19 protein-coding genes are annotated in these 20,899 nt (G+C 34.8%); 5 read left to right on the forward strand and 14 right to left on the reverse strand.

Features of this window, described 5'->3' with window-relative positions; genetic code table 11:
- The first annotated feature begins 10 nt into the window (after positions 1-10).
- From pepT to rpe, 3 genes are all read left to right on the forward strand, one after another.
- Positions 11-1,243 (forward strand): peptidase T, encoded by a 1,233-nt coding sequence (pepT, locus tag BCI01S_RS06140; protein WP_061797351.1) that lies wholly within the window; start codon positions 11-13, stop codon positions 1,241-1,243.
- 178 nt (positions 1,244-1,421) lie between these two features.
- Complete coding sequence (locus tag BCI01S_RS06145; protein WP_061797353.1) at positions 1,422-1,844, forward strand: hypothetical protein; 423 nt, start codon at positions 1,422-1,424, stop codon at positions 1,842-1,844.
- 190 nt (positions 1,845-2,034) lie between these two features.
- Positions 2,035-2,679, forward strand: a complete 645-nt coding sequence (rpe, locus tag BCI01S_RS06150) for a ribulose-phosphate 3-epimerase (RefSeq protein ID WP_061797355.1) — start codon at positions 2,035-2,037, stop codon at positions 2,677-2,679.
- 38 nt (positions 2,680-2,717) lie between these two features.
- On the opposite strand, the gene BCI01S_RS06155 is transcribed toward rpe, so the two are convergent.
- Complete coding sequence (locus tag BCI01S_RS06155) at positions 2,718-3,161, reverse strand: hypothetical protein (protein ID WP_047942388.1); 444 nt, start codon at positions 3,159-3,161, stop codon at positions 2,718-2,720.
- Positions 3,158-3,946: a hypothetical protein gene (locus BCI01S_RS06160; RefSeq protein WP_141231638.1), complete on the reverse strand. Its 789-nt coding sequence runs from the start codon at positions 3,944-3,946 to the stop codon at positions 3,158-3,160. Before BCI01S_RS06160 ends, BCI01S_RS06155 begins: the two co-directional genes overlap by 4 nt.
- 264 nt (positions 3,947-4,210) lie before the next feature.
- Here BCI01S_RS06160 and BCI01S_RS06165 point away from each other — a divergent pair, with 264 nt between their 5' ends.
- Positions 4,211-5,704 (forward strand): peptide MFS transporter, encoded by a 1,494-nt coding sequence (locus BCI01S_RS06165; RefSeq protein ID WP_061797367.1) that lies wholly within the window; start codon positions 4,211-4,213, stop codon positions 5,702-5,704.
- Between the two features lie 95 nt (positions 5,705-5,799).
- Here the strand turns inward: BCI01S_RS06165 and BCI01S_RS06170 are convergent, their stop codons facing one another.
- The 10 genes from BCI01S_RS06170 to BCI01S_RS06215 all read right to left on the reverse strand — a co-directional run bounded on the left by BCI01S_RS06170 (position 5,800) and on the right by BCI01S_RS06215 (position 16,393).
- The gene (locus BCI01S_RS06170; RefSeq protein WP_047942390.1) at positions 5,800-6,291 is read right to left on the reverse strand and encodes an RNA polymerase sigma factor; all 492 of its coding nucleotides are present in this window, start codon (positions 6,289-6,291) and stop codon (positions 5,800-5,802) included.
- A 379-nt stretch (positions 6,292-6,670) separates the two neighbouring features.
- Entirely contained in the window at positions 6,671-7,435 is a 765-nt protein-coding gene (locus BCI01S_RS06175) for a LamB/YcsF family protein (RefSeq protein WP_061797370.1), read from the reverse strand.
- A 202-nt stretch (positions 7,436-7,637) separates the two neighbouring features.
- Positions 7,638-9,848: an MMPL family transporter gene (locus tag BCI01S_RS06180; protein ID WP_061797372.1), complete on the reverse strand. Its 2,211-nt coding sequence runs from the start codon at positions 9,846-9,848 to the stop codon at positions 7,638-7,640.
- A 119-nt stretch (positions 9,849-9,967) separates the two neighbouring features.
- A complete protein-coding gene (locus BCI01S_RS06185) occupies positions 9,968-10,609 on the reverse strand; it encodes a response regulator (RefSeq protein WP_156485399.1) in 642 nt (213 codons plus the stop codon).
- Positions 10,610-10,631: 22 nt separating this feature from the next.
- Entirely contained in the window at positions 10,632-11,822 is a 1,191-nt protein-coding gene (locus BCI01S_RS06190) for a sensor histidine kinase (protein WP_061797377.1), read from the reverse strand.
- 275 nt (positions 11,823-12,097) lie between these two features.
- Positions 12,098-12,292, reverse strand: a complete 195-nt coding sequence (locus BCI01S_RS06195) for a hypothetical protein (protein WP_144544515.1) — start codon at positions 12,290-12,292, stop codon at positions 12,098-12,100.
- Positions 12,293-12,453: 161 nt separating this feature from the next.
- Positions 12,454-13,173: a GntR family transcriptional regulator gene (locus BCI01S_RS06200; protein ID WP_061797382.1), complete on the reverse strand. Its 720-nt coding sequence runs from the start codon at positions 13,171-13,173 to the stop codon at positions 12,454-12,456.
- Entirely contained in the window at positions 13,170-13,922 is a 753-nt protein-coding gene (nagB, locus tag BCI01S_RS06205; RefSeq protein WP_047942393.1) for a glucosamine-6-phosphate deaminase, read from the reverse strand. Before nagB ends, BCI01S_RS06200 begins: the two co-directional genes overlap by 4 nt.
- Positions 13,919-15,127 carry an N-acetylglucosamine-6-phosphate deacetylase gene (gene nagA, locus BCI01S_RS06210; protein WP_061797386.1) on the reverse strand — a complete coding sequence of 403 codons (1,209 nt, stop codon included), beginning with the start codon at positions 15,125-15,127 and terminating at the stop codon, positions 13,919-13,921. The genes nagB and nagA overlap by 4 nt, the downstream gene beginning before the upstream one ends.
- Positions 15,128-15,412: 285 nt before the next feature.
- Positions 15,413-16,393: a LacI family DNA-binding transcriptional regulator gene (locus BCI01S_RS06215; RefSeq protein WP_047942395.1), complete on the reverse strand. Its 981-nt coding sequence runs from the start codon at positions 16,391-16,393 to the stop codon at positions 15,413-15,415.
- 273 nt (positions 16,394-16,666) lie between these two features.
- Between BCI01S_RS06215 and BCI01S_RS06220 the strand changes: the two genes are divergently transcribed.
- Positions 16,667-18,214 (forward strand): glycosyltransferase family 2 protein, encoded by a 1,548-nt coding sequence (locus tag BCI01S_RS06220; RefSeq protein ID WP_167555724.1) that lies wholly within the window; start codon positions 16,667-16,669, stop codon positions 18,212-18,214.
- A gap of 129 nt (positions 18,215-18,343) precedes the next feature.
- On the opposite strand, the gene galT is transcribed toward BCI01S_RS06220, so the two are convergent.
- Together galT and galE are read right to left on the reverse strand one after the other, a co-directional pair.
- The gene (galT, locus tag BCI01S_RS06225) at positions 18,344-19,861 is read right to left on the reverse strand and encodes a UDP-glucose--hexose-1-phosphate uridylyltransferase (protein WP_047942396.1); all 1,518 of its coding nucleotides are present in this window, start codon (positions 19,859-19,861) and stop codon (positions 18,344-18,346) included.
- A 35-nt stretch (positions 19,862-19,896) separates the two neighbouring features.
- Positions 19,897-20,886, reverse strand: coding sequence for a UDP-glucose 4-epimerase GalE (gene galE / locus BCI01S_RS06230; RefSeq protein ID WP_061797399.1), 990 nt, complete (start codon positions 20,884-20,886; stop codon positions 19,897-19,899).
- Positions 20,887-20,899: the final 13 nt, after the last annotated feature.

Raw genomic sequence — 20,899 nt, forward strand, 5'->3', positions numbered from 1 at the left:
GTTGAATCGCATGAAAGAAAATATAATAAATCGTTTTGTATCGTATGCAGTTGTCGATACCCAATCAAATGAGAATAATTTAGAATGTCCGTCTACACCAGGACAATTAACATTAGCCAATTTATTGGTGGAAGAGCTGAAAGAAATTGGTATGGAAGAAGTAACGATTGATGAAAACGGATATGTGATGGCAACTTTGCCAGCAAATACTGAGAAAAAAGTGCCGACAATCGGCTTCCTTGCTCACTTAGATACTGCTACTGATTTTACAGGTAAAAATGTTCGTCCACAAAAAGTGGAAAATTATAATGGGGAGGATATTATCTTAAACGAAGATTTACATATTGTTTTATCTCCAAAAGATTTTCCAGAATTAAAAAATTACGTAGGACACACTTTGTTGACAACGGATGGCACAACCTTACTAGGAGCAGATAACAAAGCAGGTATTGCAGAAATTGTAACAGCTCTTATTTACTTAAAAGAAAACCCAGCAATTAAACATGGTAAAATTAGAGTGGCCTTTACACCAGATGAGGAAATCGGCAGAGGTCCACATAAATTTAATGTAAAAGCCTTCAATGCTGATTTTGCTTACACTGTTGATGGCGGGCCATTAGGCGAATTGCAATATGAAAGCTTCAATGCTGCTGGCGCAAAAATCACAGTGAAGGGAACGAATGTTCATCCTGGTACAGCAAAAGGAAAAATGGTTAATAGTATGAAAATAGCGATGGAATTACAAAACCGCTTACCAGCAAATGAGGCACCTGAATATACCGAGGGCTATGAAGGTTTTTATCATTTACTATCCTTTGAGGGAGACGTGGAAGAAACAAAGCTTGCTTATATTATCCGCGATTTTGATCGTACTTCTTTTGAAGAGAGAAAAAGAATCCTGCAGACAATTGTAGCGGAGTTAAATGAAAAGTATGGTGTCGAAACAGTAAAACTGGAATTAAACGACCAATACTACAATATGCGGGAAAAAATTGAACCCGTAAAAGAAATTGTGGATGTAGCCTATCAAGCAATGGTAAATCTCGGTATTACACCAATTGATCAACCAATTCGCGGTGGTACAGATGGTTCACAGTTATCTTATATGGGACTGCCAACTCCTAATATTTTTACAGGTGGAGAAAACTTCCATGGTAAATATGAGTTCATTTCTGTCGATAACATGGTAAAAGCGACAAATGTAATCGTAGAAATTGTCCGCCTATTTGAAGAACGTGGATAAAGGAAAGAAGGCTTTTGATGCCTTCTTTTCTAAATTTGCAACCTAATTTTTATAGATTTTTATTTCGTTAATCGAAGTAAATTTTGTACTTTTAACAGTTTAGTATATAATGATTCAGTGCCAAATCCCTATTTTCCATGGATTTAGTGGTGAAAGAAAAGATTAGAGGAGTTTTGCAATGGATACAATGAGTAAGATGCAAGAAGAAGTAACACAAAATACAGAATTACATCACTATATATTAGAAACTTTTGGACTTCAATCGAAGAAAAAAAGAGTTCGTAAAAAACTTTTGAAACAAGTAATCTCGCAAGAAAAAGTTCTTAAAAAATTGGTGAGAGAATTTAAGAATACAGACCAAGAACAGCCTGTAGTTGCTAAAAAAGAAGAAATAAGCACTGTTTCCTTTGAGAAACTACCCGTTACTACTCTATTAAAAATCGGGAAAGAATTTTTTAAAGAAGAAGAAAGTGTTCGTTTTTATTATAATAAAAACAAAGAACCTTTCTACAAGAATAAAGAAATGCTTATTACATGTATTTCAACAAATTACGCTGCAGCACCAGCTGATATTCAAAAAGAAATCATAACTAAACTATAATTATTCTCCATGATGAGATTCACTTATGGATAGCCACTTCTATTTATCCTCTTATACAAACGAAGTGGCTACAATTTTTCATTCTCACCTTTCATAAAAACAAGCAAGCGCATCCAATCCGCTTGTTCGATATCTCACAATCTGCTATAATTTTGATGTAATACATAGATTAAGAAAGGGAGGCATACAAATGATTAAGGTTGCACCCTCCATTCTCTCCGCTGATTTTGCTAAGCTAGGGGATGAAGTGAAAGATGTAGAACGAGGTGGCGCTGATTACATTCATGTGGATGTAATGGATGGTCATTTTGTACCAAATATAACTATTGGCCCACTTATTGTGGAAGCAATTCGTCCTGTGACAACTTTGCCGTTAGATGTTCATTTAATGATTGAAAATCCAGATGCTTATATTCCAGCATTCGTGAAGGCTGGCGCTGATATCATCACCGTACATGTAGAGGCCTCTCGCCACTTGCATCGTACTATTCAATTAATAAAAGAACAGGGCGTAAAGGCTGGAGTAGTATTAAATCCAAGTACGCCAGTAGAAATGATTAAGCATATTATCGAAGATATTGACATGGTTCTATTAATGACAGTTAATCCTGGTTTTGGCGGACAGGCTTTTATTCCTAATGTCCTTCCTAAAATTAAAGAAGTACGTCAGTTAGCAGATCTTTTAAATCCAACACTTGATATTGAAGTAGATGGTGGTATTAATACTGAAACTGCTGTATTAGTCAAAGAGGCAGGCGCGAATGTTCTTGTTGCTGGATCATTTATTTATAACAATCCTAACCGTGAGGAAGCAATTAAAGCAATACGTGGATAAAATAGTAACAAGGAGTCTATAAATTTAGATTCCTTTTTTTATATTTTAACTAACCCAATTGTATGATATTGGTACAATAGACTTTCTATTAAAGCTGCTTTAGACTCCTCACAATGAATAACGATAATTAACTCCGCTTTACTTGGTTTTATCTTTTCTTTATTTCTCCACCGCTTATACAAGTAATCTACCGGAATGGTGATACAAATTCCCACTATTAAACCAATTAATCCCCAGAGAATTGGACCTAAATAAAGAACAAATCCATAGATGGTACCCAAAAGCATCATAATCATACTCACACTAGCAACAAAGAACATATTAAAACCATCTGCATTGAAAGGATCCATATATTTTTTCTCTACCCCTTTTTTATTAAGAGATGATACAAATATATCTTCCTTGCGAATATGATGCTTTTCTAATTCATGTAGTACCAATTCGACTTTTAAGGAATGATCAAAGACGGAGATAATATTCATGGATTATTGTCCTTTATTTTAAAGTTTCTTTTAAGATAAAAAGAATATTTTTGTTCAAGATAATGGCTCTGCTCTAGTTTAAACAGTTGATTCATTTCAATGGCATGGTAATATGTATCACATGCAGCAAATAGATAAATGGACGGCAGAAACAGAAGCCATTCTACGTTTAAGGTGGAGGAAGCTAAACCGTATAATCCTCTGCAAGTGAAATAAATTCCTTCTAATGCTCTTGAGTGGTAGAGTATGATTAAATGACTAACTAATAAAAATAAACCAGTTAAAAAGTTTCTAAGAATTAAATGACCAAGACCTGGAGTAATGATGGACCAAAATACTGGAACCCATTTATTTACTCGCTGCAAATAATTGATTTCCAATGGATGGATAACAAATGGCATTAGTGGATATCTTTCCTCTTTAGCTAACAGCGAAATTTGATTAATATCCGTAGTTATTCTGTATGCATCCCATACATTAAAAATATAAATTCCTACATAGAAAAAAAACCATCTTATATCCAGCGATTCAGCAGCTAATTGAAATTTACCAATACAGGAGTACAAAATAGCTAAATTTAAATGCGCCTGTGTATTAATCAAAAATTCCCATATAAATAAAAGCATTCCTATCAGAAACTTCCCAACCATAATATGACCAGTACCTGGCATGGCAAGAGCCCACCATAGTGGCATCAAAGGATTGTTTACTCTTAAATAATTTGTTCTAATAATAGACATATTCATCTTTTTATATCTATATGATTGCTCATTGAATTGTTGCACCCGTGCTCACCAACTCGTTTTTTTTAGTATGCTTCCTTCTGCTTATTTTTTATGCATATACTTCGTATCTAATTAAAACTCCTTACTTAAAGTTTAAAAATAATTATATTAAAAACATTAATATTTTTCATAATAAAATGATTATTATGAATTCAGACTCTAAAAAGCCACAATTTATTCCAATTTTATGTTCTAACAAAAATTTTTTTGACAAATCTAGTATCTTTTCAGTATTATATTAAAATAATAGAGGAGGTTTCTTTAATGTCAGATTTAAATAAACAGAAAATTGTGGACAGTGTTCCCCAAAAGGGATTTTTTGGTCACCCTAAAGGGTTGTTCACACTTTTCTTTACAGAATTTTGGGAAAGATTTTCCTACTATGGGATGAGAGCCATCCTAGTTTATTATATGTACTATGAAGTATCTAAAGGCGGATTAGGTATTTCCGAGGGTACGGCGATTGCCATTGTATCTATCTACGGTTCACTTGTTTATATGTCTGGGATAATCGGTGGATGGTTTGCAGATAGGATATTTGGGACAAGTAAGGCCGTTTTCTATGGCGGTATTTTCATTATGCTTGGTCATATTGTATTAGCTGTGCCGGGTAGTATTACCATGTTCTTTATTTCCATGATTTTAATTGTAATCGGAACAGGATTATTAAAACCAAATGTATCAAGTATTGTTGGGGAAATGTACAGTCCTGAGGATGCGCGCCGTGACGCTGGTTTTAGTATCTTCTACATGGGAATTAATCTGGGTGGATTCCTATCACCAATTATTGTTGGAGAAATCGGAATGAATTATAGTTTCCATCTTGGTTTCGGACTAGCAGCAATTGGTATGTTATGTGGATTAATAGTATTCATGATGACAAAGAAGAAGAATTTAGGACTTGCTGGTACAATTGTGCCAAATCCATTATCTAAAAACGAAAAGAAAAAAGTATATTCTTCTATCGGTATTAGCATAGTGGTCCTTGCCATCATTCTAGCTATTTTAATTCCATTGAAAATCTTAACTTTCGAATCATTTGTCACAATTGTCGGAATTCTCGGCTTCTTAATTCCAGCTATTTATTTCATTGTTATGTATCGCAGTCCAAAAACTACTCGTGATGAACGATCAAGACTGATTGCCTATATCCCACTCTTTTTAGCTGCCGTTATGTTCTGGGCGATTCAAGAACAGGGATCAACCATTCTTGCCGCCTATGCTGATAAACGAACACAATTAGAGTTTGGCGGATTTAGTCTTTCACCAACTATTTTCCAATCCATCAATCCATTGTTCATTATTATATTTGCACCAGTATTTGCATGGATTTGGGTTAAGCTTGGAAATCGTCAACCTTCTGTATCTAAGAAGTTTTCAATTGCTTTATTGTTTGCCGGTTTATCCTTTATCATTATGATGTTACCAGCCTATTTAGGCGGAGTAAATACATTAGTTAGCCCATTATGGTTAGTATTAAGCTATTTCCTTGTAGTAGTTGGGGAGCTATGTATATCTCCAGTCGGCCTGTCTGCAACAACTAAACTGGCACCAGCTGCTTTCTCTGCACAGACAATGAGCCTTTGGTTCTTATCCAGTGCAGCTGCACAAGCACTAAATGCACAAATCGCTCCATTATTCACAAAAATATCTGAAGTTGCATATTTCGGTATTCTTGGTGGAGTAGCTATTATCTTAAGTATTATCCTTTTCTTGTTATCACCTATGATTCAAAACAAGATGAAAGGAATAAAATAAACAAAAAAAGTGGAGGAAATCCTCCACTTTTTTAATGTAAGGAAAAGTTAAATTTCTCCCTAAGTCATTTAGTTCCTTCTGTTACCGTGCAAATTTCATATGCTTACTAAACTCTTTTTCAGCAGCTTTAAAGCCCGATGCTGTGTCGTTTTCACTTTACTTTCAGACCAGCCTAAATTCAAAGCTGTTTCTCCTATAGACATTTCTTTTAAATATCTACAATAAATTACCTTTTTTTGATCTTCTGTACAACAACAAAGTAAATGATTAATCCAATCAAGCTGTTCTTTCTTCATCGCAACTTCATCAGGAAGTGCCTGTTCATCCTTTATATGGATAGGTATTTCACAATCAAAGGTATAGGAATTTTTTTGTTTTCGAAAATGATCGATGGCAATATTTTTCGCAATCGTATATAGCCAGGTTCGTTCACTACTTTCCCCTTTAAAGAGACACTTTGTTTTTAGCAGTCTTATAAAAACTTCTTGTACTAAATCTTCTGCCTCTTCCTTTTTCACCCCTAAATAGATTAGAAAATGAATTAATTCTTGACTATACCTTTCATAGAGCTCTTCAATCGAACCCATTTCCCCCACCCCTAACAAAACCAGTGAATCAACGGACAGATAACAATCAAAAAACTCCTATTACTAAAATTCCAGAAAGCATTTTTTATTCCATTATTAAATAGTAAGTATGTATTTCTTGCGAGTTCTTCATTTAGTTATTACTATCCTATAGTATTTATCTTTTTTGTTACAAAGCAATTACAAAACCGCTTTATTGTAACACCAATGAAATATATTATACATCTTAACGTAATAAAAATTCCAGTTTTTTCTTTAAAAATTGATTAATTTTCTATTTATTTCATTGAGTCATTAATTGCAACTAAATTCTTGGTATTGTAGTTAGTTTCCAACATCCTAATTGAGGGGGTTTTTTAGCAATACTAAATTCAAATACTTATATTTTCTCCATAAAATTGCGGATGGTTATTGTCGATTGAAGTAACGTAGATGTTACTTCTTTTACAATGGATATACCATGGATAGAATCACCATGAATACATATGGTATCTGCTTGAATAGGTATCTCTTCACCTTGTACAGAGGTAACCTTTTTATTCTTAACCATATCAATTATCTGTTTAGCTGCCTGTTTAGGGCAGTCGATAAGAGCTTGTTTATGTGTACGTGGTGTTAAACTTCCATCTGATTGATAAGTTCGATCTGCAAATACCTCGTTAGCAGTTTTTAAGCCATAGCGCTTCCCTGCTCTAATCAATTCACTGTTCGCTAAACCGAATAGAATATACGCAGGATTTATCTTGTAAATAGCCTTGGCAATTGCATCAGCTAATCGTCCATCTTTTACAGCCATATTATATAACGCCCCATGTGGCTTTACATGCTGCAAGGTTCCGCCCTCTGCTTTCACAAATGCTTCTAATGCTCCTATTTGATAAATGACTATATCATATACTTCATTGGGGGATATATTTATTTCTCTCCTCCCGAAGCCAAGAACATCATTAAAGCCTGGATGGGCACCAATCGCCACTTTATTCTCCAGTGCAAGATTCACCGTTTTCCTCATGGTAGTTGGATCACCGGCATGAAAACCACAAGCAATATTTACACTAGTTACATAGGGGATAATTGTTTCATCATTCCCAATTCGATAAGCACCATAGCTTTCACCTAAATCACAATTTATATCAATAGACATATAAGTACTCCTTTGCAATATTTAATATAACCATATTCAATTTAGTAAATATAAACATCAGCTACTTTCTCCCTGCTAAGCTTTATTACTATTTAGATAATTCAAATTACATAACGATGATTTTATTTTACTTTTGAATAAAGAAGGAAGCAAAAAAGATGGAGCAATTCCTCCATCTCTTCTTATAAATGTTTATTACTCTTTACTTATCTGTCACTAAATTACTTTCAACATCTTTTTCTTCCGTCTCTTGCATAATGGATTCCCCTTCTATATCTATTCTTGGAAGAATCTTATCAAGCCATTTTGGTAAATACCAAGCTGTTTTCCCCATTAAAATCATAATAGCTGGTACGATTGTCATTCTGACGATAAAAGCATCAAAGAGAACTCCAAAGGTAAGGGCAAATCCCATTGACTTAATAATAGGGTCAGGGGCAAGCATGAAGCCAGCAAATACTGCCATCATTATGAACCCAGCTGCAATAACAACTCTTCCGCTATCTTGTAAACCTACTAATACTGCTTTTTTTGCATCACCGGAATGGGAATATTCCTCACGAATTCTACTTACTAAGAAAACTTCATAATCCATCGCTAATCCAAATAAAATTCCAATTACAATGACGGGTAAGAAACATAACACTGGATTCGCAGCATTAAATCCAAATAATTGTAGAAAGTTTCCATCTTGAACTACAAATACCACAAAACCAAGAGTCGCTCCCAACGATAATATAAAACCAAGAACTGCCTTTAGTGGTACTAGAATTGATCGAAAAACAACTACTAATAATATAAAAGCTAATCCAACTATCAGTATAGAGAAGATTGGCAATGCTTCATTTAACTTATCAGAGATATCAATATTAACAGCCGTTGCTCCTGTTACGAATAGTTCTGTAGAATATTCCTTTTCCATTTCACTAGAATGATTTCGAATAGAATGAACTAAATCCTTCGTTTTGACGTCATTCGGCCCTGTCTCTGGTGTTACATTAATCATAAAGATTTTTCCAGACGGACTAGGTATTGCCGGACTAATGGCTTTCACGTTTTCTAGCTCACTTATTTTATTTGTCACATCTGTTAATGCTTGTTCAGCATTCTCTGTTTTTTCACTTACTTTAGCAATAACAATTAAAGATGCATGATAACCAGGTCCATATGCTTCCGATAACAAATCGTATGCTCGTCTTTCCGTTGTTTTCTCTGATTTTGTTTCATTATCAGGCAATCCTAATTCCATATGAAAAAATGGAATAGTAACAGAAAGAAGAAAAGCGATGCTTAAAATAGAGATAATCATCGGATGTACAGAAAGCAGCTTCCCCCACTTACTTGTTAAGGAACTTTCCTTATTCTCTTTCGAAAATTTTCCTATTAATTTATTTTTCTTAGAAGGATGGAGTTTATCACCATATATTGCTAATAACGCCGGAACCAAAACTGTTGCAATTATAATTGCGATTAACACACAAACTGCGGCTGCTATTCCCATTGCAGTAAGAAAGGGAATTTTCGCTACTGCTAAGCCCAATAAACCAATGATAACAGTCAGCCCTGCAAACACGACTGCACTTCCAGCCGTAGCTGTTGCAATTGCTATCTCCTTCTTAACTGAATTACCTTTTTGCAATTGTTGTCTAAAGCGAGAAATGATAAATAACGCATAATCAATTCCAACAGCAAGTCCAAGCATAGCAGCTAATGATAAAGAAAAGGAGGTAATCTCAAAAAACTTCGTCCCAATCATAATCATCATTAACCCAATACCTAATCCAATAGCTGCAGTAATAATTGGCAGTCCAGCTACCAAGAATGAGACAAATGTGATGGCTAGTACTAGAAATGCAATTGCAACCCCAATAACTTCAGTAATTCCACCAATTTCCATTTCCGAAAAGGCAACATTACCTGCAATTTCTGTTTCTATCCCTTCTCCACGTGTCTGCTCTATTTTTTCTAAGATATTCTCCTTAGATTCCTCTGATACTTCATCGGCAGGAATATTAAATGTTACTGTAGCGTAACCAATTTCTTTTGATTCATTAAGGTTTCCAAGCTCTGAAGGTGTAGCTATTTCTGTTACTTTCTTGTCTTTTTTAATATCGTTGAGTGTTTCTTTAATTTGTTCATTTACTTCGTCTGTTTCTAAAGTTTTCCCTTTTGGTGCCTTCATGACTAATTGAACTTGGCCATTTTCAGGAGATTCACCAGTCTGAAATTCCTCCTTCAATAATTCACCTGCAGCTTCTGATTTAGTACCTGGAATAGTGATTTCATTCTGAAATGATGGTTTGACACTTAAAGCTATAATCACCATGCTAACTAGGATAATCAGTGAACCACTTAATACTTTTTTTCTATGCTTAAAGGCCCATTCGCCAATACTATAAAGAAATTTTGCCATATAAATCCCCTTTCGTCTATTAGTTCCATATGTTCTGCCTTTATACTACAGAAAAAGAAAATAAAAAAAATCGTACATTTGGGCAATTGCCGAATGTACGATTGGGCATAGTTTGGGATTTATAGATGAATATAACCTTTCTCAATAGATATTGCTACAGCTTCTGTCCTAGTATTTACTCCTAATTTATTATAAATATTTGTTAAATGCGCCTTCACTGTTCTTTCTGCAATTCCCATATCAAAAGCAACATCTTTTGTTCGAAATCCTTTTGCTATGGCTTGTAAAATAAAAGTTTCTTTATCAGTAAGGATAGATTGGCTAGATTTCTGATTATTCTTTTGAGTATCCTTAAAATTTAAGATTGTATTCAATATATTAGGCTGCAAAAGGGTTTCCCCTTTCACAGCAGCCTCAATAGTCCTGAATAGATTTTCTCTAGTAGTATCTTTCAGTAAATAACCTTTTGCCCCTAAATTGATTCCTTCTAGAATTAAATTATCTTCATTATATGTAGTTAAAATGATCACAGGAATGGAAATATTTCTTTCGTTTAATTTTTTTATCGTGTCTAATCCACTCAGGATAGGCATATTTAAATCCATTAAGATTACGTCAGGTGATAGTTCTTCTATTAAATGAAGTGCTATTTCTCCATTTTCTGCTTCTCCTATCACACGAAACATATCATTTGTTTCTATCATTAATTTTAATCCTTCTCTTACCACTAAATGATCATCAACAATTAGTACATTATACAGGACGTTTCCTCTCACTTTCCATTTAGATTGGGACTTCTACCAAAATAGTCGTCCCTTTTCCTTTTATACTTTTGACATCCACTTTTCCACCTAATAATCTAACTCTTTCCGTTATACCTAACAAACCATATTTCCCAGTGTGTTTGCCAACCATATTTGCCGCAAAACCAACACCGTTATCTTCTACTTTAATAACCATTTGCTTTTCCACTTTGTTAATATGTATTTTCACTTGTGTCGCTTGGGAATGCTTTATAACATTTGTCAAACATTCACTTACTATATGGACACTGTGTTCCAGTATAAATGTTGATAATGGAGGAAAGCGATCTATTGTGTAAGTAATCTCTGCAGAAGCTGCTTCCTTATACTTTTGAATTTTCCCCAATACGATACTATTAAAATCCCCTTGGCTAGTATTGGAATTATATCGTAAATTATCAATAACAATTCTTGCTTCCTTTAATGTTTCTCGTGCTTGCTGCATAGATTTTAGAACAATTTCCTGTGACTTTTCCTTATTTCCATTGTCTATATAAACTTGGATTGCTTCTAATTGCATAATAAAGCCCGCAATTCCTTGAGCTAATGTATCGTGTAAATCTCTAGCCATTCGCTGTCTCTCATTAGCAAGTGTTAGTTTTTCCACTTCCTTATGAGCAGTTTCTAGCTCTTTTAAATAGTATTCCATCCGCAGTCTCGCATTGACCTGCCTATTATAAATAACCGTATAAAAAACTACAATAGTCAATATGATGAATAAAATAGGGATAAATATCGGTAATTCTTCTGATCCATAACTTAAAACTATCTCTATACAGAACAGGCCATAAAAAATAATAAAAAATATAAAAATCTTTAGTTTGCTTTCAAAAACTGTTATGCTCTGTGCAATAATTATTGGCAGTAAACCAATTAAAATAGCTGGGGATCCTGCTGGTATCCAAAATGCGGATAAGAAGATTAAAAATCCTTGGCTTATTACATAAAGCCAGGGATAAATTCGACTCCATGTTTTTGAATGCCAATAAGCAAGACAATGTCCTATCATAGCACAAGTAAAAATAATATTATTTATTATGGACAAATGATCAAACGATTGAAGTAATAGAGCTGCAATATAAACAAGACTAATCCATAATAAAATAGGGATTTTAGTTGAATCTTGTAAAATAATCGTGATATTCTCATATGACTTTTGAAATTTACTCATTTTTAATTCACCTTATCTTTAATATAGACCAAATTATACCTTTAAATTGAAAAATCAACAAATTAGAGTCGCACATAACCATTCATATTTGATTGATGGCCTTTAAAACAAAAACAAAGCATCCTTAGTAAAAAATGATTACGAAAGATACTTTGTTATATGACTTCTATCTAATTACAAAAATTACTCCGTTACTTTTATTTTCTTTAATTGGTCATTTAATTCATTCAATTGATTTTCAGATAGGGCGTTAGGTAAATCTTGATTCACTATTTTTATCGAATAATCCTTCGCACTTTCTTGACCTCGACTTCTAATAAAATAGGAAGATGAGTTTGCAGCAATTCTCGACATTCTGGATTATTTAACAGGGATTCGATTCGAACTTCAATAGAATACTCATTAACATTTCTTGCATTAGTAATAACACTGTCCTTATCTGCTGGAAAATCACCAATTATATTTTTCAACCAAGATACACTTAAAGCAAACCATTTCGAAAAATCATTATAACAGTTTTTCATTTGTTTTTTGAAAATGGATTTCTAACTTCCTTTACAAAACTGCCTTAAAAATAGAAAAGTACTTCTCCTACTCTTCTTCGATGTTCAACTTCTTTTACTCTTTCTTATTAAGATCTCTTCATATCAATAATAAATTTATACCGGTCTCCGCGATAAATAGATTTCACATATTCAAAAGGAGTTCCATTGGCCAAATAACTAAAACGCTCCATCAGCAGCACTGGTGCCCCCTCTTTAATCCCAAGAGATGCACTTTCATTTTTATGGGATAAAGTTGATTCAATTGTTTGGGTAGCGTGACTAATCTTTTGATGTAAAGTTTGCTCCACATATTCATATATAGAACCATGTAAAGTCTCTTCCTGCAGTTCCTTAATCAAGAGCGACGGAAGGTAGGAAGTTTCGAGGGCCATTGGGATATCATCCGCAATACGTAATCGGCTAACCTCATAAACCTGGTCTCCCTCTTCTATCTTCAACTTACTGGCGATGCCTCTTGGACAAGGAATCGTTTTAAAATCAAGAATTTTTGTTTTTGGTGTTAACCCTCTTGAATGCATATCCTCCGAAAAACTTGTTAATCCAGAAAGCTCTTGCTCTACCTTTTGTGCAGCAACAAAAGTCCCTTTCCCTCTTTGTCGAACAAGTACGCCTTCAGCTACTAAGTTATTAATAGCTTGACGAACCGTCATCCTGCTAATACCGTATTTCTCGGAAAACTCTCGTTCAGAGCTAATTGGATCACCAGGTTTTAGCTCTTTAATGATTTCTTTTATCTCCATTTCTAATTGATAATAGATAGGAATATGTGAATCTTTAATGATCAACTATACACACTTCCTTTATTTTCTTTCAAAATGGATAAAGCCTCCTGATCAGCGATGATTGTAACATCCGGATGCTTTTTCAAAATAGAAGCAGGAAGATCCTCTTTTATATCGGAGTGAAATAACTGATTAAGCACAGGGGCCTTCTTCACTCCAGACACAAGCAATATGATTTTCCGACTTTTCATAATAGTGGAAATCCCCATTGAAATAGCATGTGTTGGTACCTCATCCATACTAGTAAAATAGCGAGCATTTGCCTCTCTCGTCGAATCAGCTAATTGAACCACATCGGTCGTGGAAGAGAATGAAGTACCTGGTTCATTAAAACCAATATGTCCATTTTCGCCAATTCCTAAAACTTGCAGATCCATTCCACCAAAGGAATCAATCAGTTTCTCATAATTTTCACCAGCATCTTTATCATTTACATTTTTGGCAAAAGGCAAATGAGTTTGATTTTCCGGAATATTTATATGATTAAATAAGTGTTCTTTCATATAATAGCTATAACTTTGCGGGTTATCCTCTTCTAAACCAACATATTCATCTAAATTAACGGTAATAACTTTTTCATAGGATGTATGGTTCTCCGTAAAATCCTTTATTAAATACTGATAGGTTCCTACTGGGGTTCCTCCAGTAGCAAGTCCTAGCACACTATTTGGCTTCGTTTGTATTTGCTCTATTATTTTTTGGGCTGCTACTTTACTCATTTCATCATAATTTTGTACTTCAATTAATTTCATGCTGAAAATCCTCCATTCGAATATACAATTTTCCCTTTACATATTGTTAGTGCTACTTGATTATTTTCATCTAATACGACTAAATCTGCATCTTTACCTTTTGCAATACTTCCCTTTTTATCCAAGACACCAATTTGCTTGGCGGGATTATAAGATGCCATCTTTACAACATCCTGTAAAGAGCAGCCTGTAAAGTTCATCATATTATTGATAGCATCCTTCATTTTTAATGTGCTCCCAGCAAGAGCACCATTCTCTAATAACGCTTTGCCATCACGAACAATTACCTTTTGTCCACCTAAGGATGAAATACCATCCTCAAGCCATTTTGCCCGCATGCTATCTGTAATGAGAATGATATGATCAGCCCCTTTTTGTAAAAAAGCAAGTTTAACTATTTCTGGATGAATATGAACACCATCGACTATCATTTCAGCCATTAACTCCGAATGGAGCAAGGCTGCGCCTGCAACTCCTGGATCACGATGATGCAGACCTCTCATTCCATTAAACAGATGAGTAACATGATTGACACCAGCTTGAATGCTTGATAATACTTGCTCATAAACTGCATCTGAGTGCCCTATTGATGGAACGATATTCTCTGCCTTTAAATAGCGAACAAGCTCAAAGTTTTCATCTTCCTCAGGTGCCATCGTCACAAGTTTGATTTGATTATTGGATAATGTCTGCCATTTTTTAAATAACTCTACATTCGGCTTTTTAACAGATTGGACTGGCTGTGCTCCAACTCTCTTTTCGGAGATAAAGGGACCTTCTAAATGAATCCCGATGATTTCTGCTTTTCCTGATTGATCAGCAGTCTCGACATACTGGGCAATAGATGTGAGTGCATTTTCAATACTTTCTACCTCTTGTGTCATGGTGGTGGCTAAAAAGCTTGTTGTTCCTTCTTTTGGCAATGTCTCAGCCATAATTTCTAAGGCTTGCTGTGACGCATCCATTGCGTCAGCATTATTTGCTCCATGGATATGAATATCAATAAACCCTGGTATTAAATTCATGCCCTTTGGAAAATCTAGTATATGTGCATTTTCCCATTCTTTTTCAAGGAAGGAATCCATTAACCCAATCGCATCGATTTTCCCTTCCTTCACTACTACATACCCATTTGAATGAATTTCCGTTTCTGTGTAAATACGTACATTTTTTAATATTAATGCCTTTGTTTCTTCCTTTAGCATGATTCTAAAAGCTCCTTTTCTTAAAAATATGCGCGTCTATATATCTAGATGTCTATACCAGTTGGTTTATATCAATGCTTCTTCAATCCATTAAATATTAACCTATCAGATATCCACTATTTTTTTATTTCCCCAAACTAAATAGAGATAACCAGTTTCACATCAAATTATAGTTATTTCCTTTTCTTTCGTCAAGTTCCTATTGTCCTTCTTGCTGCTTTTTCTAAAAATATGAATAAATGATATCGGCTAAAACCGCTTTTAGCTGATATCATTTAGTTGCACTTACATTTTCCTAACACTTTCGCGATAAATAATTTCATACCCAGAAACTGTTTTCATGGGAGTATCATCTCCTTTAATGAGACTTAGCATCTTTCTGGCTGCTAGATTGCCAGCATCTTTATAAAAAAACTTTGCAGTGGTTAAACCTGGATGTATCATCTCAGTCATTTCATACCCGCCAAATCCGGTAATGGAAAGATCACAAGGAATAGAAATCCCCTTTGAATAGATTGCTTTCATTGTTCCCATGGCAATATTATCTGTAGCACATACAATGATGCTAGGGTGAAATCGATCGATTATTTCAGAAACAATCGAAAATGTTTGTGCTTGATCCATCTTCACCTCAAAAAATTGGACATCGATATTTGCTGTTTCCTCGATACTTTTCTTAAACCCTTCTTTTCGATCAATTCCTATTGCAACATTTTTCTCATGGAGACCAAGGAAGGCGATTCTTTGATGACCTTGAGATAGTATATATTTCCCTAATTCATATGCTGCATCATAATCATTATGAATTAAACTTGGAATCTCCTCATGTTGCTGCCCTACAATAAGTACAGGGATTCCTAGTTGTTTGATGATCATTAAATGACGATTCGTAATTTCTGTTGCCAATAAAATTATCCCAGCAACCTTCTGTCTTACTAAAGAATGAATATTTTCTATTTCCCGCTCCAAATCCAGATTTGAATGAGAAATTAACATTTGATAATTCCTTGCCTTCAACTCTTCATCTATTCCTATTAAAGTCCGTGAAAAAGCGTACGAATCTAATTGAGGCACAATCGTTCCGATAATATTTGTTTTCTTTGCTTTTAAGCTTTGAGCAAATGCATTAGGCGTATAGCCGGTTTCTTTGATAATATGCTGTATTTTTCTTTTCGTGGCTTCGCTGACAGAGCCTTCATTTAAGTATCGAGAAACAGTACTTTTTGCCACGCCCGCAAGTTTAGCGATATCACTAATAGTTGTCACCTATAAACCTCCTTATACATTGCTTTCTTCCGGAAAAATCAGTTACAGAGCAGGCACACTTTGAAACCCGTTAATTAAGAAAGCCTTTTCATTTTTCTTAATGTAAAGCTAGATTCCCTTATTTGTTCTTATCACTCTATATTATACAGGATAAAAACCAATAACGTCTGAACTATTTTTTCTATTTATGGAAGTATACCTTTTAGCTTGTTGATTCATAATGATTGCTATAAAGAGTTTCTTTTAGTGTTAATTATGAAGGTAGGGAATGCAATGAAAAATATATCATCTCTTCGACAAAAACATAAATATAGGTATGAACTATTTCAGAGTGCGAACTATTTAAAACAACCGATTATTTCCGTTATCACACCCGTATTTAACAATGAAAAAACAATCCAGAAGACGATTGAATCAGTTTTACAGCAATCCATAATGCCCCAGATTGAATACATAATTGTTGATGATGGCTCTAAAGATCAAACTCGTTCTATCTTAAAAAAATTTGTTAACGAGCATCCTAATATTAAACTCGCTCTTCTTGCGAAAAACACAGGCACCCCTGGCTATCCGAGAAATTTAGGCATTGAACTTTCATCGGCCCCTTACTTAACTTTTTTAGATGCAGATGATTGGTTTGAAAAGACTGGCTTGGAAAAACTCTATAGTGTACTAAATGAAACAGATGATGATTATATAGTGGGAAAAACAATTAAAGTCACGTCTAAAAAAAATGCCATAGTAGGCGAACATGAATCATGGAAAGAAAGGAGAAGTATCCCCCCGGCGAGTATCCCACATATTTTTCATCATTTAGGACCTAGAGCAAGATTGATGAAATCTAGCATTATAAAGCAGAACCAAATTCAATTTCCTGAGATGAAGTATGGAGAAGATAAGCAATTTTTCATGGAAGTATTGACTAATTGTAAAAAAATCTCAACAACAGAAGCTGTTATCTACTATTTAAATCGCTTAGATGAAAATGACGAATCCTTGACGAAGCAGACGAATGTATTAAATAAAATGCATTGTAATCGAAAAGTAATCAACTACTTTAAAGAGAAAGAAATGGATTCAGAGTTAAAGCGAATGGTCCTTAATCGCTTGTATGAGTTTGATTGCTTTAATCGGTTTATAAATCGGTATCATACGCTAAGAACGGAAAATAATCAAACGTTTAAAGGAAGATTAGATTCGTTTTTAAAAAGGAAAGCATATATATCCACCATGAAAAAAATGTTACGGACGACTTCTTCGTTGGATTATGAGATCAGTGACCATTTTTACCATCCTTATAATAAGGTTTGTTATCAGTTATTTTCACAAAAACGCTATAAGGATATCGAAACATTGTTTCGATGGATAAATCAAGAAAAAATAAAAAAACATGTAGTTAAAGACGATACTGCTTACTGGGTTTCTCCACTAAGCCCGCCTTATAACTTTATTAGAGTCCCTATGTATGCTGAATTAATAAATTGTGAATATACGAATGGTTTCTTCCGTTTCGATATTCGTATTGCAGGTGATCACCCAAAAGAGGTTGAACATCTCCTGTTCCGCGATCGAAACAACATCCATAACCAGTTTATGTTTCCGATTGAACCATATGAAGGGGTTTTAAAGAGAATTATGATACCAGAAGCATTCCTTACCCCTCTAGGAAAATCAGTTTATACTATTTATTTATCTTATAGAGATTATCATAAAGTCCAATTACATATCCCAAACCCTAAGCTACGGTTAAAAAAGCAGCAAACAGATAAGCAGCATTTTTATAAAACCATTCACAATCACTTGGCGCTAAAGGTTCTTTAATATTAGGTTTAAGAGTTGATTTCATAGAGACCACCTGTTTTCCTATAAAACGAGTGGCCTCTGTGAAACCTTTTTCTTCTCCCATTTGTATTCAAGCATCAGCCAGTCTAATCTTTTTCCTTAGCTTTTTTAAAGTGTCTCAATAAATCGATAAAAAGCTTTTGTTCCATTGTCATTTCTTTTAAATACACCTGCATGATGTAAGATTGTTTCAAACACAATTCCTATTTCTGTTTGTAAGATAGTACTTACATTTTCTTTTGTCATCTGTGGATTTTTCTCTTTTACTGTTTTTGCCCACGCTAAGTGTTTTACAATAGCAGGCTCTTGTTGAATGCGCTCTTCAAAATCGACTTTGACGATATTCTCTGCAAGGATGCTCATTTCTTCTTTCAATCTTCCTGGCAAAACGGCTAACCCCATCACTTCAATCAAGCCAATATTCTCTTGTTTAATCGCATGAACTTCCTCATGTGGGTGGAAGATCCCGAATGGGTATTCTTCACTTGTACGATTATTGCGGAGCACTAAATCCATTTCATATTGGCCATTACGCATTCTTGCAATTGGTGTGATGGTATTATGGCGAACACCGTTTGTATATGCAAGAATATCAACACTTTCATCACTATAATCCAGCCATTTTTTTAATATATAATCAGATGCTTCCACTAATTGTTGTTTGTCTGTTCCATTTAGACGTAAAACAGACATCGGCCATTTAACAATTCCGGCATGGATAGCAGGAAACCGCTCCAACGTAAATCCAGCTTCTATTTCAGCCTTTGCCATCGGAAATTCATGATATCCCCCTTGAAAATGCTCATGGGCAAGAATGGACCCTCCAACTATTGGCAGATCAGCATTAGACCCCATAAAGTAATGAGGATATTGGTGAACAAATTCTAGTAATCTAGTAAATGTTCTTTTCGAAATGGTCATTGGCTCGTGCCTTTCTGAAAAACAAATGGCATGCTCATTATAGTAAACATATGGGGAAAACTGCAGGAACCATTGTTCCCCTTCTAGAGTCACTGGTATAATACGATGATTTTGTCTAGCCGGATGATTAACTCGTCCGGCATAACCGGCATTTTCTTTACATAATAAACATTTAGGATAAAAGCCTTGTTTTACTTTTTTTAGAGCAGCTATTTCTTGCGGATTTTTTTCTGGCTTAGACAAGTTAATCGTAATCTCTAAGTCTCCATAACTCGTATGTGCCAGCCACTCTTCATTTTTAGCAATTCGATCCGTGCGAATGTAATCAATCTTTTTAGAAAAGTCATAAAACCAACTAGTTGCACTCTTTGCCCCCTTATCCTTGTAGAGCATGGCGAATCTATTATTTATTTCAGATGGCAATGGAACAAAGCAAGCCATTAATTTAGTATCTAATAAATCTCGATAGGTTATTGTATTTTCTACCAAGAGATTATGTTCTGCAGCCCAATCTAAAATAGTATCTAATAGTTCACGCAACTCTATTTCCGCTGGATCGCTAACCTCAGATGGGACAAAATCATCCAATTCCAAGATTTCGAGTAATTTATTCCGCACTACATCTATATCCCATTTCGTAATTAGGTTTGATTCTATTCCATAATGAAGCAATTGTTCAACATGATGATAAATAGTGGTTGTCATCTAACATTGCTCCTTTCCTCTTAGTACATTCTCATTTATTCTTTATAGCCATTCGGATTTGCTTGGAACCAGCTCCAGGCACTTCCTATCATTGTCTCTAGTGAAGTGTACTGTGGATTCCACCCTAACTCTACTTGCGCTTTCTCTGATGAAGCAACTAATCGCGCCGGGTCACCTGCTCTTCTTGGAGCAATTTCTGCTGGAATAGGTTGCCCTGTTACCTTTCTCGCTGCCTCAATTACTTCTTTGACCGTGAAACCTGTTCCACTCCCTAGATTGTAAATACCGCTTGTTTCTTCTTTCTGCAATTTTTTTAAAGCAAGGATATGGGCATTGGCCAAATCAGTAACATGAATATAATCCCTTATACATGACCCATCATGTGTCTCATAATCATCTCCAAAAATACTAATTACTTCTCTCTTTCCTAACGCTACTTGCAGTATAATGGGAATTAAATGCGTTTCTGGAAAATGATCTTCCCCTAATCTCCCATCTATATGCGCACCTGCTACATTAAAATAACGAAGAGCTACATAATGAATCCCATATGCTGCTTCACACCACTTTAGCATTTTTTCGATGGCTAGTTTAGTTTCTCCATAGGGATTTGTTGGAATTGTGTCATCACTCTCCTGAATCGGAAAATTCTTTGCCTCTCCATAAGTTGCTGCAGTTGACGAGAAAACAATTCTCTTCACACCATTTGCATGCATTACTTTTAATAAAGTCATCGCACCATTTACATTATTATCATAGTATTTCAACGGATTTGTTACACTTTCACCTACTAAAGAGTCAGCAGCGAAATGGACTACTGCTTCAATCGTATGTTTCTTAAAGACCTCTTCTAAGAAGCTTTCATTCCGCAAATCCCCAATATATAGGGTTGCTTCAGCTCTTACAGCAGCTTTATGCCCAGTTTGAAGATTATCAACAACAATTACTTCTTCACCTAGGTCTAATAATTCAGAAACCATATGACTTCCGATATAACCGGCACCACCACATACTAATATCGTCATATTTTCTCTCTCC

This window comes from Niallia circulans NBRC 13626 (assembly GCF_001591585.1).
Lineage (GTDB): Bacteria > Bacillota > Bacilli > Bacillales > Cytobacillaceae > Niallia > Niallia circulans.

Bases quoted from the DNA above. Each gene is read 5' to 3' on its own strand.
- galE (WP_061797399.1), bottom strand. From the start codon at position 20,886: ATGACGATATTAGTATGTGGTGGTGCCGGTTATATCGGAAGTCATATG.
- galT (WP_047942396.1), bottom strand. From the start codon at position 19,861: ATGACAACCACTATTTATCATCATGTTGAACAATTGCTTCATTATGGA.
- rpe (WP_061797355.1), top strand. From the start codon at position 2,035: ATGATTAAGGTTGCACCCTCCATTCTCTCCGCTGATTTTGCTAAGCTA.
- BCI01S_RS06180 (WP_061797372.1), bottom strand. From the start codon at position 9,848: ATGGCAAAATTTCTTTATAGTATTGGCGAATGGGCCTTTAAGCATAGA.
- BCI01S_RS06155 (WP_047942388.1), bottom strand. From the start codon at position 3,161: ATGAATATTATCTCCGTCTTTGATCATTCCTTAAAAGTCGAATTGGTA.
- BCI01S_RS06170 (WP_047942390.1), bottom strand. From the start codon at position 6,291: ATGGGTTCGATTGAAGAGCTCTATGAAAGGTATAGTCAAGAATTAATT.
- BCI01S_RS06220 (WP_167555724.1), top strand. From the start codon at position 16,667: ATGAAAAATATATCATCTCTTCGACAAAAACATAAATATAGGTATGAA.
- BCI01S_RS06190 (WP_061797377.1), bottom strand. From the start codon at position 11,822: ATGAGTAAATTTCAAAAGTCATATGAGAATATCACGATTATTTTACAA.
- pepT (WP_061797351.1), top strand. From the start codon at position 11: ATGAAAGAAAATATAATAAATCGTTTTGTATCGTATGCAGTTGTCGAT.
- nagB (WP_047942393.1), bottom strand. From the start codon at position 13,922: ATGAAATTAATTGAAGTACAAAATTATGATGAAATGAGTAAAGTAGCA.
- nagA (WP_061797386.1), bottom strand. From the start codon at position 15,127: ATGCTAAAGGAAGAAACAAAGGCATTAATATTAAAAAATGTACGTATT.
- BCI01S_RS06145 (WP_061797353.1), top strand. From the start codon at position 1,422: ATGGATACAATGAGTAAGATGCAAGAAGAAGTAACACAAAATACAGAA.
- BCI01S_RS06175 (WP_061797370.1), bottom strand. From the start codon at position 7,435: ATGTCTATTGATATAAATTGTGATTTAGGTGAAAGCTATGGTGCTTAT.
- BCI01S_RS06165 (WP_061797367.1), top strand. From the start codon at position 4,211: ATGTCAGATTTAAATAAACAGAAAATTGTGGACAGTGTTCCCCAAAAG.